The 15,232-nt window shown below is 38.7% G+C and carries 13 protein-coding genes; all 13 read right to left on the bottom strand.

Going from position 1 to position 15,232, the window contains the following annotated elements; all coding sequences use genetic code 11:
• Positions 1-2 precede the first annotated feature (2 nt).
• Positions 3-554 carry a dTDP-4-dehydrorhamnose 3,5-epimerase gene (gene rfbC, locus I5907_RS05740; RefSeq protein WP_196989761.1) on the bottom strand — a complete coding sequence of 184 codons (552 nt, stop codon included), beginning with the start codon at positions 552-554 and terminating at the stop codon, positions 3-5.
• A gap of 152 nt (positions 555-706) precedes the next feature.
• A complete protein-coding gene (gene rfbB / locus I5907_RS05745; RefSeq protein ID WP_196989762.1) occupies positions 707-1,762 on the bottom strand; it encodes a dTDP-glucose 4,6-dehydratase in 1,056 nt (351 codons plus the stop codon).
• Between the two features lie 130 nt (positions 1,763-1,892).
• The gene (locus tag I5907_RS05750) at positions 1,893-2,942 is read right to left on the bottom strand and encodes an NAD-dependent epimerase (RefSeq protein ID WP_196989763.1); all 1,050 of its coding nucleotides are present in this window, start codon (positions 2,940-2,942) and stop codon (positions 1,893-1,895) included.
• Positions 2,939-4,132 carry a glycosyltransferase gene (locus tag I5907_RS21890; protein ID WP_346266783.1) on the bottom strand — a complete coding sequence of 398 codons (1,194 nt, stop codon included), beginning with the start codon at positions 4,130-4,132 and terminating at the stop codon, positions 2,939-2,941. The genes I5907_RS05750 and I5907_RS21890 overlap by 4 nt, the downstream gene beginning before the upstream one ends.
• A 132-nt stretch (positions 4,133-4,264) precedes the next feature.
• Positions 4,265-5,419 (bottom strand): glycosyltransferase, encoded by a 1,155-nt coding sequence (locus I5907_RS05760; RefSeq protein ID WP_196989765.1) that lies wholly within the window; start codon positions 5,417-5,419, stop codon positions 4,265-4,267.
• A 107-nt stretch (positions 5,420-5,526) separates the two neighbouring features.
• Positions 5,527-6,339 carry a glycosyltransferase family 2 protein gene (locus I5907_RS05765; protein WP_196989766.1) on the bottom strand — a complete coding sequence of 271 codons (813 nt, stop codon included), beginning with the start codon at positions 6,337-6,339 and terminating at the stop codon, positions 5,527-5,529.
• Positions 6,340-6,378: 39 nt separating this feature from the next.
• Positions 6,379-7,446, bottom strand: coding sequence for a DUF1972 domain-containing protein (locus tag I5907_RS05770; protein ID WP_196989767.1), 1,068 nt, complete (start codon positions 7,444-7,446; stop codon positions 6,379-6,381).
• Positions 7,446-8,618: a hypothetical protein gene (locus tag I5907_RS05775; protein ID WP_196989768.1), complete on the bottom strand. Its 1,173-nt coding sequence runs from the start codon at positions 8,616-8,618 to the stop codon at positions 7,446-7,448. The genes I5907_RS05770 and I5907_RS05775 overlap by 1 nt, the downstream gene beginning before the upstream one ends.
• 4 nt (positions 8,619-8,622) lie before the next feature.
• Positions 8,623-9,687: a glycosyltransferase family 4 protein gene (locus tag I5907_RS05780; RefSeq protein ID WP_196989769.1), complete on the bottom strand. Its 1,065-nt coding sequence runs from the start codon at positions 9,685-9,687 to the stop codon at positions 8,623-8,625.
• A gap of 132 nt (positions 9,688-9,819) precedes the next feature.
• Positions 9,820-11,568, bottom strand: coding sequence for a DUF4091 domain-containing protein (locus tag I5907_RS05785; RefSeq protein ID WP_196989770.1), 1,749 nt, complete (start codon positions 11,566-11,568; stop codon positions 9,820-9,822).
• 202 nt (positions 11,569-11,770) lie between these two features.
• Positions 11,771-12,733 (bottom strand): hypothetical protein, encoded by a 963-nt coding sequence (locus tag I5907_RS05790; RefSeq protein ID WP_196989771.1) that lies wholly within the window; start codon positions 12,731-12,733, stop codon positions 11,771-11,773.
• Positions 12,733-14,193 carry an oligosaccharide flippase family protein gene (locus I5907_RS22020; protein ID WP_196989772.1) on the bottom strand — a complete coding sequence of 487 codons (1,461 nt, stop codon included), beginning with the start codon at positions 14,191-14,193 and terminating at the stop codon, positions 12,733-12,735. The genes I5907_RS05790 and I5907_RS22020 overlap by 1 nt, the downstream gene beginning before the upstream one ends.
• A 34-nt stretch (positions 14,194-14,227) precedes the next feature.
• A complete protein-coding gene (locus I5907_RS05800) occupies positions 14,228-15,211 on the bottom strand; it encodes a hypothetical protein (RefSeq protein WP_196989773.1) in 984 nt (327 codons plus the stop codon).
• Positions 15,212-15,232 lie beyond the last annotated feature (21 nt).

Below are 15,232 nucleotides of genomic sequence, written 5' to 3' on the forward strand. Positions count from 1 at the left end.
GATTATAGTGTTTCAATAATGTCCTGTAACAGTGGGTTTACTTTATCCTTATCGCTGAGTATAAGATCTGCCTCTTTTATTTGCCAGTCTATGTTCAAAGACGGATCATTGTACATAAGGCCACCCTCTGCCTGTTTATTGTATAAGTTATCGCACTTGTAAAAGAACACGGCTGTTTCGCTCAGTACTACAAAACCGTGCGCAAAACCACGCGGTATGTACAACTGTGTCCTGGACTTATCGGTTAACTCCAGCGTAAAATGCTTACCGAATGTAGGCGAATCTTTCCTGATGTCAACCGCTACATCCAATACCGAACCCTGCAGTACACGCACCATCTTTGCCTGCGCATGTTCACCCCTTTGAAAGTGCAGCCCACGCAATACGCCGCGTACAGATGCAGACTGGTTGTCCTGCACAAAAGGGCGGTCTATACCCGTAAGCGAAGCAAATTTTTGCTGGTTGAAACTTTCAAAAAAATAACCGCGGCTGTCTTCAAAAACTGTGTCGTGAATAATGTAACAATCTTTCAGCGGTGTGTCTTCGATTCTCATGTATGTAGTAAAATTTCTTTTGAGCCAAACTGTTGTACTGCTATTAAGCGCCTGTTGCGTCGCACTCTTGTACTGTAGAAACTATATTGGGCAAACGCGAAGACCGCAGCAAAAGCTATACATGTGGCATAGCTATAAATTAAACAGGCTTTCTACCTGCCTGCATACTGCTCTTCGTAATATTTCTGGTAATTACCGCTGGTTACATGTTGTAACCATTCTGTGTTAGACAAATACCAGTCAATGGTTGCGCTAAGGCCTTCTTCAAATGTAACCGAAGGAGACCAGCCTAACTCTTTATTGATCCTGGTTGCATCTATTGCATATCGCAGATCATGACCGGGTCTGTCTTTTACATACGTTATCAGTGCTTCGCTTGTACCTGCTGGTCTGCCCAGCTTTTCGTCCATCAGCTTTATAAGCAGTTTTACAAGGTCAATATTTTTCCACTCGTTAAAACCACCCACATTGTAGGTAGCGTGGTTTGCTGCGTGGTGAAAAACTGTGTCAATAGCCCTTGCATGGTCTATTACATACAACCAGTCCCTGGTGTTTTCTCCTTTACCATACACGGGCAAAGGCTTATTGGTAATAATATTATTGATGAAGAGCGGAATAAGTTTTTCCGGGAAGTGATTGGGACCGTAGTTATTGCTGCAGTTGGTAACCACGTAAGGTATGCCGTATGTTTCGCCATACGCCCTTACAAAATGATCAGATGATGCCTTGCTTGCTGAGTATGGCGAATTTGGTGAATAGGCCGTTGTTTCTGTAAAGAAGCCTTCATCGCCCAGCGTTCCATATACTTCATCTGTAGATACATGATGAAAACGGTGTGCAGCAAGGTCTGCTTTCCAAAAGTCTTTTGCTGTTTGCAAAAGGTTTACCGTACCAATGATATTGGTATAGATAAAATCCATTGGCGATAGTATGGAGCGGTCTACATGAGATTCTGCTGCCAGGTGTATAACATCTGTAATATGGTGCTTGCTGAAAATCTCTTTCAGTTTTTCTGCCTCGAGAATGTTTGCCTTTTCAAAAACATAGTTGCTGCTATGCTCTATGTCTTTGAGGTTTTCCAGATTGCCTGCGTAGGTAAGTGCATCGAGGTTGATAATCTTATAATCCGGGTATTTTGTAACGAACAGTCTTACCACATGGCTACCGATAAATCCTGCTCCACCGGTAATGAGTATATTTTTCTGCATCCTGCTTATTTACTTTTGAAAATGAACGATGTAAATACGTTTAAACGAGGTAGCATATTGCCGAACAGTGAATAAAATGTACAAGAGTGCGACGCAACAGGCGCTTCATAGTAGCAATATTGCCTGGCTACTAACTTATATGATAATAATTTTTATACCAGTTGATAAAATTGCGCACGCCTTCTTTTACTGAAGTATTTGGGCGGTAACCTACATCGCGTACGAGGTCGCTTACATCTGCATAGGTAGCCGGCACATCGCCGGGCTGTATAGGTAAAAATTCCTTGATAGCTTTTTTACCCAGTTCTGCTTCGATGGCCTCTATAAAATCGATGAGCTTTACCGGTGCGTTGTTACCAATGTTATAAATTTTATAGGGCGCGCTGGATGCAGAAACATCTGATGTGCTTTGTACCCATGATTCATTTTGTTTTGGTGCGTGGTGCATTACGCGCACAATGCCTTCTGTAATATCATCTACATAAGTAAAATCGCGCTGCATATTGCCATGGTTAAACACTTTGATCGGCCTGTTTTCCAGAATGGCCTTGGTAAAAATAAACAACGCCATATCCGGCCGGCCCCACGGCCCGTAAACCGTAAAAAACCTAAGGCCGGTTGTGGGCAAACCAAAAAGGTAGCTATAGGTATGCGCCATTAACTCATTACTTTTTTTAGTGGCGGCATACAATGAAATAGGGTGGTCTACATTCTGGTTGGTAGAGAAGGGGTTTTCATCGTTTAGCCCATACACGCTGGAGCTGCTTGCATATACAAGGTGTTGTACATTGTTGTGCCTGCAACATTCCAGGATGTTTGTAAATGCTACAATATTGCTGCTGATATAGGCATCCGGGTTAATAAGACTATAACGTACGCCTGCCTGTGCAGCAAGGTGTATTACCACATCGGGCTTGTGCCTGTTGAAGATATGTGCCAGCGTATTTTTATCTTCCAGTTGTATCTGGTAAAATATGTAACCATCTACGCCGTTGCATGCATCATTGTATTGCACCATAGACGAGTCAATACCTGCCTGGGCAAGCCTGCTGTGCTTTAGTGTAACATCGTAGTAAGTGTTCAGGCAATCTATACCGATAACCTGGTGGCCATCTTTCAATAACCGGTTGGCTACATGATAGCCTATAAAACCTGCGGTACCTGTAACAAGAATCGTCATTTGCTATTGTTTATGCACGTATGATAAAGCTGCCTGATATTTTCAACTTCCGCTTTTTTGGAAAAATTTGCTTCTGCAAAAGCGCTTGCCTTTGCACCCATCCGTTTTCTAAGTTCTGTATCTTCTGCAAGCAAAACTAATTTTTCTACATATGTTTCTACATCATTTTGCGGAACAAGAAAACCTGTTTCATTATGTATAAAAGTGTCTTTGGCCCCACCTGCATCGGTGCTGATAACAGGCTTGCCGTAAAATTGCGCTTCTATCAGCGATAAGGGTGTGCCTTCATTTTTCGATGTAAGCATTACAATATCGAGCTTCTTTAAAGCTTCGGTGATGTTCAGTATCCACGATGTAAAAACAACCACTGCTGCCGGGTTATACGCAGACGCATTGCACCAGGAGATATTTCTTTGCGTAAGCAGGTTTTGAAAACGGCTTTTCTCTTCCCCATCACCAATGATAAAAAATGTTGCCGGCCATTTTGATGCACTGGTAAATGCACTGATGACCGCAGTAAAAAAATCAGGATTTTTTATGGGTGCCAGCCGCCCGATAAAACCAATTTTTGTTGTATTGTCAGGAAGGCTTGCCAAAAGCATTACCGCCTTTTCGTCGCTGTGCATTTCGGGGTTGTTGTTTATACCAACAGGGATCGTTTTGATCTTTGCTTTGCCCGCTATCTTATATATGTTTAGCAGCTCGTTGTGCTGTTCTGCACTTATGGCAATAATACTTGTGGTAATACGCGCCATTAATCTTTCGAAACGTATAATGCACGACGATACAAACCTGTTGTAATACGAATGAAATACATGACCGTGAAATGTATGGATGATACAGGGCACGCTATTGCTGTAAGCAGCCAGGCGACCAAGCAAGCCCGATTTTGAACCATGTGTGTGTACCACCGCACATTGCTGCTGTTTAATGATTGCTGAAAGTTGCCGGTATGCAGCAATATCTGCCAACACGTTGATGCTTTTTTTAAGTGCTTTTACTTTTTTAAAGGTTATACCCGTTTCATTCCTGATGAGGTGCAGGGCCTCTTTTTCATCAGGTTCTTTTTCTCCGTAAACGACCACTATGTTGTAAGCAGTCTTAAGCTCATGCGCAAGTGATATTACATCATTGGTGATACCACCGATTACAAGGCGGTTCGTTATTATTACAACTGTTGGTTTAATAATACAGGGGTTAAAATAGTGATGTAGTCAGCTGCAGTACATGCATTAAGCTGCTGTTGCGTCGCACTCTTGTACTACAGCAACAATAATGAGCAGGCGCGAAGGTTTAACGATGCTATACTGACAAGAGCCTTTTTACGCAACCTTCGTTTCGTCCTTGCTTTTCGCGTCATCATAGTCAGCAAGAATTATCCCGAACAATTCATTCCAGGACCTGGCAAAAGGCCGGGCAGGTTGGGTATAGGTTGTTTGATGATATTGCAGGTTGCCGGTTATTGCCTGTTCCATCAACCCGGCAAGTTGCTGATGATTGCCTGTTTCGAAAAAACATACTTTGTCATATTTACCTACTGTTTCATGCGCATATCTTTCATCGGCAACCAACATTGGCTGGCTGTAAAATTTTGCCTCCGTTATAGGTAAGCCCCAAGTTTCCATTTTGGAAGGAAAAATAAGGCAATCACTTTCTGTATAAAGTTTCATTGTGTTTTCACGCGTTTGCCGGCCAATGAATTTTATACACCCAAGATGCCTGTACTTTTCCAGTAATGCGGCTGAATAGTTATTTTCTGTACCATCAATTGTAAGCACAACTTCAAACCGTTTATTTGACTGGTATAAAAAATCGCTTGCCTTTAATATTACCTCAAAGTTTTTGAAAGACCTTGGTAAGGCGGGATAGCAAAACCTGAAAACACCTTGCGGTGTTTGTGGATGCATGGCATGTGCTATTTCGGGCAGCCGTATATCCGGGTAAGCCACCACAACGTTTGCGACTTTGTACCGCTTCATAAATTCTTCGCGCATCCATTGTTGCTGAACGATTACAAAATCATTTTTACGAATATTGATACGATAGATAAAAGAGTAAAAGAAATGGAAGAAGAACAAGGTTTTTTCGTTCCATATTTCTTTTCGTGTAAGCTTATAAAATGGCGCCGGATTGTGGCAATATACCACTCGTATTTTTGCTTGAACTGAGGGTGTAACATCATGAATGGAAAACCATACATCCGGCTTTATTTTTTTAGCAATAAACCTGCAGTGTATATACTCAAACCAAAGTTTTAGTAACCATGATTTTTTAGGGTAAGCATATTCAACTATTTCAACAGCAGGGTTACTATGCAAGGCAGGAAACAGGCTTTTATTATGTACGAGGAGTACAAGCCTGTACTGTTGCAAATAATGTTGTACAAATATTTTCACCGCATCAACCATTATACTCAATGGCCCTCCTTCTGTAAGGTTAACGCCGGAAATAAGCATTACAGGCTTTTTACTTTTCAAAACTGGTAAATTTAAGGCTGCTGCTTACTGTCGCCATTTGTACTGCAGTTGAAGTGATTGCGACGCAACGATGATGCCATGAAAAAATGCAGCCTGTATTATAATGCTTACAGTTGCGATAACACTTTTTTATTCAGGATGCCGCGTTCTTTGTCATATAACCAACCCCACTTATTAAAATATTTAATAGCCGAAATGCTATGGTGATACAAGAGCCTGATATTTTTATAAGATCCTTTTTTATGTGCATGAAATACCGTGGCGCCGGGATAAAAAACTGTTCTCGTTATTTTGTTTAATCTTCTAGTAAAATCGAAGTCTTCGAGATACATAAAGAATCTTGTATCAAAACCTCCAACCTCTTCTAAACAAGACGTTCTTAAAAACATAAAACAACCAGACAGGTTAGGGGTATCTAATATTTTATCATAATTGAAGGTTTTTAATTCATATTCACTGTTTCGCTGTTTTGCCCAATGCGTATAATTAAAAAACCGCCTGCTTATGAGGTCTAGTGGATGGGGGAGCAATTTACATAACCGCTGTATGTTTCCATCGCTGTAAAATACCTTGGGCATCACCTGGCCTATGTCTGGATTATTTTCTAAGAAGTTATATATATTCTCGAGTGTACCATGCTCAAAAAGAATATCCGGATTGGTGATAAGATGGTACTTGCTTTTTCCCAGGATCTTTTGAATAGCAAAGTTTTGCGCTCTTCCGGGACCAAGGTTTTTGTTAGAAAAATAATATTCGGTATCTAAACGATTAACTATATCCGTATAGGTGTTTACCGGAGAATTATCTACAATGATAATCTTATGTTTTAAAGCTGTTGTAGTTATACAATTGAGCAAATTGGTTATTTCTTCAACCGGGTTTTTATACAATACAATTGATATTGTTAAATCAAATTCCATGACAGGAAGCGTTATATGCGGCTAGCAGGGGTGTATTGATTATTTTGTGGTAAACAGCTGCTCATATTTTTTTGCAATCACCGCCCACCTATACCTTTTATGGGCAATGCATTTCATGTCCAGGGCATTCTGTTGAAGGGTGTGGGGTGTGATTGTAATTACAACACTTCTTAATTCTTCAGGCCCTGAAAAATAAAAGCCTTTATTTTCCATAGTGTACCTGTTATACACCACATCGTAAGCTGCTACTGGCAGCCCCATGTACATTGCTTCCACTAATGAAGGATTGGTTCCGCCTGCCGAATGACCATGCATATAAAGCATACAGCTGTTTCTTAGTACATCAAGCTTTTCCTGCTCATAAATGGGATCCAGCATTGTTATATTACTATAACCGTCAAAGCGCTGCCTGAGTGCTAAACCATATTGACTGTTGTTCCAGTTTCCTACCATAATAAGGCGTTTGTCTGGCATTTGGCTGAAGGCTTCCAAGACAATGTGTACATTGTTTTCCGGTTCAATTCTGCAAACTCCAAAAGCATAGTTTTCTTTTACAACAGTGTGAGGTGTATTCACATGATCGGCTCCATATTCAATTAGTGCAGAATCTTTTTTGTATTCTTTTGTAATGTATTCCCGGATTGCCAGATTATCTGCAATTGTAATATCTGCGTAATTGACTGCAATCTTTTCAGAAAACTTAAGAAAGGCTTTCGCCAATTTATTCCACTTCTCCCGCTTCCATTCCAGTCCGTCAATATGAACAACAAAATTTTTCTTTTTCCATAACAGTTTTATCGCCGGCAGAAATATAAGACCTGATACACCCAGTACTAGTAAAGTATTGTTCTTACGCAATGCGTGCAGGATAGCGATGAGATCATATAATATACTCCACGCACCATTTGCATCTACAGGTAAATAAATCAGGCTGGCATTTTTGTAATTCTTTAAGCGGTTACTTTTTTTATATGCCGTTCCGCTGCAATAAACAGTATACTTAATATCATCTTTGTTCAGATTTTCAACCAGTTGTTGGGCAAGCGTTTCAAAGCCACCATATTTAGCCGGAATTCCAACAGTACCAATAATTGCAACCTTTACCATTAGTTTAAAGAATCTTTTATGGAATAACGGGATTTTAGTTGCTTACCACGAAAAAAAATAACGCAGAGAAATATATATAAGGTTGTAGACATGTACTCCTGGGTTATGTAAGGTAGCAAAACAAGATAGAGTATACAAAAACAGGTAAAGAAATAGTCCCTTCGTTTTAAAAAAGTAGATATAGTGAAATACAAGCTTCCTGTTATATAAAGTACGTAACCAAACAGCCCGTAGGTATGCAGCAACATTGCATGACCGTTTTCAATATCACTTCGATAATAAATCGTAACGTTTTGCAAAATATTAGCAGGTATGGAATTGTTTCCACGGCCAAAAAGCCAGATAAGTATTGAGTGACTGTCCAGGTACGACTTTTCAAAACCTTCAAGTAAGTCACTTCGGGCATCTAAACTTGTTACGTTTAAAAATAAAAGCATTATACTATCAATAAAATATATCACAAAAACAGAAAGTAGCAGGCAATAAAAAATCAAGAGCTTTTTGTGTGTAAAAAACAGGTACGCGAAATAGGCAAGGTATGTAGCCCGGTTAAACGTTATTAATATGGCAATGGTTACTATATTGTAGAAGAATTTGTCCCATCTTCCGATACCAGTTTCCTTTTTCTTTAACTCGTATAAAAGCAGCCAGCTTATACAGAGCGTGCCAAATGTTTGAACAGTTGCTGTAAAGCCTTTTGCTTCATGTAAAAATGGTAACCCCTTTGCACCCATAGAAGATACGTAGTCATTCATACCCTGAATATAAGATGCCACCCACAATACTATTCCCAATATGATATGAATCAAGAGACTCTGATAAAGCAATAATAATGTCCTTACATTCTTAGACACTACAAAACTGAATAACAGGCCAAGTGCGGGAAAAACTATGATTGGGGAAAATGAGGTAATATTTGCGGCTATACTCAGCATGCAAGAGATCATAAAAATGATCAGGGATAAGAATTCGGTTTTTAAAAGACTGAAGGTGCCTCCTGCCACTAGTAAAACAGCTGCAATAAAAAAAGGAAGCGTGACCTTGTCAATAGGAATAGGAAAAAGCCTGTTTGAAGAAATAAGAAAAAACAGGATTACAAGTGAGATATTTATCACCCTCCTGAATACAAATTCTTTGTACTGTTTATATTTTTCTGCTGATAGTGAGAGCATAAATTCAGGCTTGCAATGCCAATTCAAAAGATTCTATTTCCGCCATGAAGTTTTGCGCGAAAATGGCGTTTGTAAATTTCTGCTGAAATGCTTTTCTTGCCGCGTCACCCATCGTTGTGCGTAAATTTTTTGATTCAATGAGCTTTTGCATTGCGCCTGAAAACGCAGCAGTATTTCCGGCATCAATTAAAAAACCGGTGACCTGGTCTTGCACAGACTGAACAGCTCCCCCGGTTTTGGTAGCAATAACTGGTTTTGCAGCACTCAACGCCTCAAGTATAGTTGTAGGAAATGGATCACGCATCAGGGATGGCACTACCACTATATCAGTTTGGTTTAGCTTCTCCCTTATATCCGGAATAAAGGTTTGAAAACTGATGTGTGATGCATATCTGTGACCTTTTATATCCTCTTTCAGTTTTGTTACCATTTGTTCACCGCCGGGTGCAGCACTTCCTATAATATGAAAAGCGCACCGTTCAACAAATGCAGGAGAGAGCTCATTAACAGCATCCAGAAAAAACCATATTCCTTTTTCCGGTTTAATTCTACCAAAAAGAGTTACAACAATTTTGCTTTGCTCTTGGGAACGGTGTTCTGTTTGTGGCAAATACATGTCACTGATTCCATTAAGCACCGTTACTACTTTCTTTTTTTCAGCTTTCGTAGCAACTTCAGAAAGGTTTTCATTTACAGGTTTAGAGACGGCAATTATTTTATCTGACCATTTGAGCCCGTACCGGTTAATGCCTCTTGTTAATAACCTATCATTTTCCAGAATTTCGTGAATATGAACCAGTGATTTAACGCCGCACATTTTCACAGCCTTCAGCGGCACCAGGCAAGACAATGTATTGATATAAGCCCATTGTATTTGTTTATCAACCTTCAGTCGCCTTATGAATTTTTTAAAGCGTATAAATTTTTGCATTAAGCTTAATCCTCCCTGCAGCCCCATTCCCCTATACAGTAATGGCATATCATTGAAGACAATCACTTCAACGTGTCGGTAATCGGTAGGTTGTTTCTCAATAGCTTCAGTTAGCAAACCCTGGGCAGGTACTATCAAAAATATTTTCCTGGGATAAAAAAGTCGTATGCATTGCAGCAGAATTCTGTTTGCCCCATACATATCTGCGCTTCCATTAACTATCAGTATATTCATCAGCTTAATCTGATATTCCGGTTTATAAGCCCCGAACTATTTTAATAAAGTTTCCCTCGCCTGTATCACCTGTTCGTATCGCGATTTTTGAGCATTTACTTTTTTAAAGTCAAATTCGGCAAGGCGCTGCTCCAATCGCTGTTGTCCTTTTGCAGTCTTGTTGTTTTGTAGTTTCTTTTCAATTTTTTCGTAGTCTTCTATTCCATCTATAAGCATTTCGAAACGGATAGAACTATTGCCGTACGGGTATACCAGGAAGTTATCCCCACTTGCAAAGTTGCTCCTGGTGTCTGTTAAAACATTTTTACCCCAATAATCATAAGCATATCTCAGGTATCCGTCCATATTCCTGTTTGCCGCATTCCAGCTAAGCCAGGTGGCATCTGCCGGGTCAGACATTACAAACGTATTAGGAAATATTTCCCAACAACTGGTATAGTATGTAGTAATAAATCCTTTTGTTTTACGGCTGTTTAAAACCTCTAATGGTACCTGTTGATTTGATATGACGGAGTAATTATATACTTTATCCTCAATTTCAGGAAAATACTTTCCGGTAAGGGATATCTTCCATTCAGGATTTACGGACTTTATAAAATCAATTAAGCTGTTTAAAACACTTAATTCCTTTTCATCTATACCTAAAGTGGTAATTTCAAACCAACCCCTGCTTTTTAAATGTTGTTCAAATGCCCGCAGGTAATTGGTCCAGAAATTCTTATAATCTGTTCCATTCACTGCCTGCGAGAAATATGTGACCTCCGATTTTGACTCGTCAAAATAATAATACCTGTAATTAAGCGGAGCAATTCCAAAACAGGTGATTTGCTTTTTTATACCATGTGTCATCATGAATGTTACCCAACGGTCAAAATTCTCAAAATGGTATTCCCATTTTGCCTCTTTTGTTTTAACTACTTTAATCATCATTTCATCTGCTGGCCGCACCGCCGGATTGAAAACATCCCAGAAAAAACTTGTAGTAATCACCCTCTGACCTGCTTCAGACAACTGTTTTATTTCCTGCCCAAGTAATTCAAAATGCTCATCCGACCAGGGTTTAACCTTGTAATAATCTGCTTCTGCCAGCGGGTATTGCCAGAGATCCAGAAAAAATTTCCTATTGGAAAGTGCCGGCATTTTTCCGTTAAGAACGACTAGTGAAAGATTCTTCTTAAAGATCTGACCATCACATGAAACAGTAATCGTTGCTTTATATCTTCCGGCGGCAGTGTTTGCCGGTACACGAAGTTTAACCCAAATTGGGCTGTTACTAAAAGCTTCAGCACTGGTAGCAGATGAATTAAAATCAATAATGTCCGGAAGAATTACTTTTTCATAATCGAACTCTTTCTTTTTGCATACGCCCCTGGAATTGTCTGCCAAAACAAAATGAACATACCCAACACTGCACATCTCCCTATCAATTACCTTTACCTTGTTGTCTATACTTTTAAAATCCGTTATGGAAACATTTAGCCTGTTAATTTTTCGTTTGGTGCTAACTACCAATTCGTAACTAACGTTTTCCCCTTTCCATGCACTTGCCAATATAGCTGCATCTTTTCCCTGTGCTGGTTGTTTCTTGTATGGTACTCTTTCGTTTAAATTTACCGCCGATATTATGATTTCGTCCTGTTGCAAAGCCCATTTCGTCATGTCAGGTTTTGCAACCGTATCAAGATCGCCAAAACGTTCATATTCTTTATACCCATGTTGTCCCTTACAAACTTGTATAGTAAAGAAGAATAATACAGTAAATATGTAACGAACTTTTAGTAACATCGCTTACAGGTTAAATAAGTAATGAATAAACTTTTGGAGCCGGCTGCTGTGCCTTATTGGGCTTCCGTTGCGTCGCACTCTTGTACATTGAGATCTCTGCTCAGCAAACCCCGGGGCATAACAGCTTGATAAATTATAAATGCCAGACTGAAAAGCATTGTAAAAATTATTATGCAAAATTGATTCCAACATGCTCCGGTAATCACAAACCGCAACAGCTTTTCAAATTGCTGCTTATTATATCGTAATCTGCGGTGTTTGTTGCGAGGTTAATAATTTTTCTCAATTTGGAATGTTGCTTTTGATAGATCAGAGAGGTGGAGTTATAATGATAAATATCTACAGCTGCTGCCCTGTCGATTATTAATTGTACCAGGAACTCTGCTAAAATTCCCGAATCAACAACCTTAATTTTTTTGTCACTTCTATCACCCAGCTGTAGGTCTGTTATATGTGGATGTGGCTTTACAAGACAATAATCGTAGGTATCTAAATTGAGTGTATCAAAAAAAGCATAATCAAAAGGCCAGGAAGAAATGTATAGGGCAATTGTCTTGTTACAGCAATAATCGAAAGACGCTGAATCTAATTGAAACAGTTTGAGGGCCGCGTTGAGATTATCACCAATCATCTCATTAAAGTTTTTATCAAAATCCAGTACATTCAATGTTCTGTTTTTTGAATAAGCAAGAAACTTCTGGCTGTAATATTTACCACAATACACATACATACCACGCACTTTACTGTGAAAACCCGGATACTCGGAGACACCAACAGCACTCCTTATTTTTTTCCGGTAGTTTGGCGTGGCAGAAAAGATGTCTGACCTGTAACTTCCAATACCCTCTTCATACACGTATAGATTTTTACAGGGTATTATCTTCAACATCAACGCCGGTATTAAAAGCCAGTCGAGATAGAAGTAAAGATTAATGATGTTGAATTTAAACAGACCAACAAACAATACTTCCTGGTAATTATTTTTAAACAACACCTCTTCCCACCTGGTATCATATTCTTTTACACATTGATAAAATGCTGAAGCGTCTTTAAAACGGTTTTCTATTATAAGAACGTTTTTATAATTGTTATCAGGTGTAATATTGCAGGCATTGAAATACTGCAGCGGTTTAGAGCAGACAAATACATTAACTTTCTTTTTCATCAGATCTTAAAAACAGATGGGTTTTTTATGAGCGTAATGGCCAGCTCTTTTAGGCCTAGTATATCCCTATAATTCAATATAAGTAGTAGTGCATAGGCTAATGGCTGTAACATCACTATATCAAGAAGTATCCCGGCAAGCAGTAAAAGCGCAGGAACTAACAATCTGAAATTAAAAACTCTCTTGAAAGAAAAGTTTCTTTTTTTTTCAATAAAAATCGCATTATAAAAATATTCCAGCATAAGGCTGTAAACAAAATATGCTATCAGCGGGGCAAATCCTATCATAAAGAAAGACACAGAAAATTTTGCAAGTATCCACGCAATTAAAAAGTTGATTGCCAGTGCAGCAAACGCTATTTTACCCAGTAGGAGTTCCCTGTTAAATGCAATAAGCAGTGTGGATATACCAAAACTGCTGGAAAGCATTGCCATACTTATTGCAAGTAATGCAAAAGATTTATAAGATGATGCATATTCAGGAAGAAACAGCATTACAACAGGAAATCCAAGCATAAAGCCAAAAATTAACAAGTAAGCAGCTATCGTGTAATTTTTTCTTACAACTTCTACCTGGGAATAAAGTTGCGCTCCCTGTTGGTATTTAAAGCGGTTGATAAGTTTGGGGAATATTAGGAAAGAAATTGTATCTAATGCGAGGAAAACAGCTTGTGCAAGACTTAAAGCGAAAGAGAAAAAACCAAGATCTTCAACCCTGTAATAATAGCTTACAAAAGTGCGGGTGATAATCATGATGAAATAAAAGCTGGCTGAGTACAACAGCAGGGCAAGCCCACTTTTCAACAATGACAAAAGCACATCCTTTTGATACTTTAACTTTATCTGAATAGGAGACTGCTTAACGAAAACGAAGAGGCAAAAAATATACGCTAAAAGTTGTGAATATAGCAGTGCATAAAGAAGCTTTTCTCCCTCCCAAAAAAAACATACCAATAAAGACAGTAGTGGCACACAAGCCTGGTATAACGTTATTGGTTGTAATAAATTTTTTATTCGGTAGATGCAGACGAAAACGAGTCCGAGGTTTTGAAGTATTGCAATTATTCCTGCAAAAAAAAGGAACTGATAAAAATTGTATTTGACGAGGATAGAAATCTGCGTAAAAGATAAAGCGCAGATCAATAAAAAAATAAACAGCGAATGCAGCAACATAAGCAGTAACGCATTTGAAAAATTGTTTACCTGCTGTGTTCCGTCCTTTCCCTCGAATGTTGCAAGTTTTACATTTAAAGCGTGTGGAATACCCAAATTTATTTGAGTCAGGTATTGTACAACCAACAATATAAATCCCCAGATTCCAAAAAGATATGGACCGAGGTATTTTGCAATAAAAATCGAGTTTACAAACTGTACCGCATAAATCAAATAGCGGAAAGATATAAACCTGATGTTTTTATTACTGATTAGCCCTTTGGAAATCTTACCTGCAGAATCAACCATGATTTTATATCAGACAGCGCTTACGAATGAGCTACTAAAATTTCACTCGTTGAGTATATATTTTGGTGGTGCCTTCATGAGATGAGTAGTAAGATATCAGCGCGGTCGTATCTTCTACAACAACGCCCGGATAACCTGTATCACCTCCGGATGGCAATTCATTAATTTTTAAAACCTTGAAATTGTTGGGGTCAATTGTTGCATAGTATGTTTTGTGATACTCTATCATTGAGGCAGCACAAAGAAAAATTTTCCCGTCCGGCAACAATGACAATTTTGGACCTCTCACATAATATGGAAATTTTTGCCATTTCCATGTTGTGAAAGGATATTTTGAAGTGCCGATATGTGACCCCCAGTCATCATTCTCATCCCTTAAAATCGAGATAAGCGTTGAGTCTTTGGTAAATATGATGGACGCTTCGGTTGTACAATTAAACCCGCTACTTACATCATCAATTTTATTCGGATTAAAATTTGTGCAGTCTGCATTTATATTCTGGTAAAAAAGAACCTTATCTTTTTTACTGTTTTCATTGCTGCAACAAAACTGTTTCGTGTTATAACCGATCGAATAAAGTTTATTATGAAATTTTGTAAAGCTCCAGAGCCAATAATCATTATCGACATACACCGGGCTGTATTCTCTGAAACCTCCATCCGTTAACTTATATAAAACATTTTGCTTGTCGTTGTTCCTGGATCTTACATTAGTAGATATGGTTAGAATGTTATTATCATCTAAAAAAAAATGGGGGTCTCTGCTGTCTTTATTACGGATTCCAAAAGATGCAAAATCTTTCCACTCTACACCATCTTCCGATGTGATTACCCTGATCTTTCCGTCATAGCTATCATGGCCCGAAGCTTCACGAAAAGTACAATAGTATAAGTTGTCAAAATAAATAAGATCTGTAAAAGCATTGTGCGGTGCTTCATTCCATTTATAAGAAACATCCTTTTTACAGGATGCCAGCACTATTATACAGATGATGAGGGTTAATATTGACTGCTTCACAAAAATTTAGTTGAATAGTAT

This window comes from Panacibacter microcysteis (assembly GCF_015831355.1).
GTDB lineage: Bacteria > Bacteroidota > Bacteroidia > Chitinophagales > Chitinophagaceae > Panacibacter > Panacibacter microcysteis.

Coding starts and splice junctions, on each gene's coding strand:
- rfbC (WP_196989761.1), bottom strand. CDS start 554: ATGAGAATCGAAGACACACCGCTGAAAGATTGTTACATTATTCACGAC.
- rfbB (WP_196989762.1), bottom strand. CDS start 1,762: ATGCAGAAAAATATACTCATTACCGGTGGAGCAGGATTTATCGGTAGC.
- I5907_RS05750 (WP_196989763.1), bottom strand. CDS start 2,942: ATGACGATTCTTGTTACAGGTACCGCAGGTTTTATAGGCTATCATGTA.
- I5907_RS05765 (WP_196989766.1), bottom strand. CDS start 6,339: ATGGAATTTGATTTAACAATATCAATTGTATTGTATAAAAACCCGGTT.
- I5907_RS05770 (WP_196989767.1), bottom strand. CDS start 7,446: ATGGTAAAGGTTGCAATTATTGGTACTGTTGGAATTCCGGCTAAATAT.
- I5907_RS05775 (WP_196989768.1), bottom strand. CDS start 8,618: ATGCTCTCACTATCAGCAGAAAAATATAAACAGTACAAAGAATTTGTA.
- I5907_RS05785 (WP_196989770.1), bottom strand. CDS start 11,568: ATGTTACTAAAAGTTCGTTACATATTTACTGTATTATTCTTCTTTACT.
- I5907_RS05790 (WP_196989771.1), bottom strand. CDS start 12,733: ATGAAAAAGAAAGTTAATGTATTTGTCTGCTCTAAACCGCTGCAGTAT.
- I5907_RS22020 (WP_196989772.1), bottom strand. CDS start 14,193: ATGGTTGATTCTGCAGGTAAGATTTCCAAAGGGCTAATCAGTAATAAA.